The organism is Streptomyces sp. NPDC046727 (assembly GCF_040645635.1).
Taxonomy (GTDB): domain Bacteria; phylum Actinomycetota; class Actinomycetes; order Streptomycetales; family Streptomycetaceae; genus Streptomyces.
Map to the genome: position 1 here is coordinate 1 of NZ_JBEYYR010000095.1, position 1,389 is coordinate 1,389.

Here is a 1,389-nt window from a genome sequence, read left to right on the forward strand (position 1 = left end):
TGAGACCTGATGCCGAGCCGATTGTGGTGAAGTGGATGATCCTATGCTGTCGAGAAAAGCCTCTAGCGAGTTTCATGGCGGCCCGTACCCTAAACCGACTCAGGTGGTCAGGTAGAGAATACCGAGGCGTTCGGGTGAACTATGGTTAAGGAACTCGGCAAAATGCCCCCGTAACTTCGGGAGAAGGGGGGCCAGCTCTGGTGAGGGAACTTGCTTCCCAAGCTGGGGGTGGCCGCAGAGACCAGCGAGAAGCGACTGTTTACTAAAAACACAGGTCCGTGCGAAGCCGTAAGGCGATGTATACGGACTGACGCCTGCCCGGTGCTGGAACGTTAAGGGGACCGGTTAGCTCACCTTCGGGTGGGCGAAGCTGAGAACTTAAGCGCCAGTAAACGGCGGTGGTAACTATAACCATCCTAAGGTAGCGAAATTCCTTGTCGGGTAAGTTCCGACCTGCACGAATGGCGTAACGACTTCTCGACTGTCTCAACCATAGGCCCGGTGAAATTGCACTACGAGTAAAGATGCTCGTTTCGCGCAGCAGGACGGAAAGACCCCGGGACCTTTACTACAGTTTGATATTGGTGTTCGGTTCGGCTTGTGTAGGATAGCTGGGAGACTTTGAAGCAGGCACGCCAGTGTTTGTGGAGTCGTCGTTGAAATACCAGTCTGGTCGTGCTGGATGTCTAACCTGGGTCCGTGATCCGGATCAGGGACAGTGTCTGATGGGTAGTTTAACTGGGGCGGTTGCCTCCTAAAGGGTAACGGAGGCGCCCAAAGGTTCCCTCAGCCTGGTTGGCAATCAGGTGTTGAGTGTAAGTGCACAAGGGAGCTTGACTGTGAGACCGACGGGTCGAGCAGGGACGAAAGTCGGGACTAGTGATCCGGCGGTGGCTTGTGGAAGCGCCGTCGCTCAACGGATAAAAGGTACCCCGGGGATAACAGGCTGATCTTCCCCAAGAGTCCATATCGACGGGATGGTTTGGCACCTCGATGTCGGCTCGTCGCATCCTGGGGCTGGAGTCGGTCCCAAGGGTTGGGCTGTTCGCCCATTAAAGCGGTACGCGAGCTGGGTTTAGAACGTCGTGAGACAGTTCGGTCCCTATCCGCTGTGCGCGTAGGAGTCTTGAGAAGGGCTGTCCCTAGTACGAGAGGACCGGGACGGACGAACCTCTGGTGTGCCAGTTGTTCTGCCAAGGGCATGGCTGGTTGGCTACGTTCGGGAGGGATAACCGCTGAAAGCATCTAAGCGGGAAGCCTGCTTCGAGATGAGGACTCCCACCCACTTGATGGGGTAAGGCTCCCAGTAGACGACTGGGTTGATAGGCCGGATCTGGAAGCCAGGTAACTGGTGGAGGTGACCGGTACTAATAGGCCGAGGGCTTGTCC

General features: G+C 56.4%; 1 rRNA gene. It reads left to right on the top strand.

Annotated elements, in window-relative coordinates:
• A 23S ribosomal RNA gene (locus tag ABZ937_RS42765) occupies positions 1–1,389 on the top strand; the annotation flags it as partial.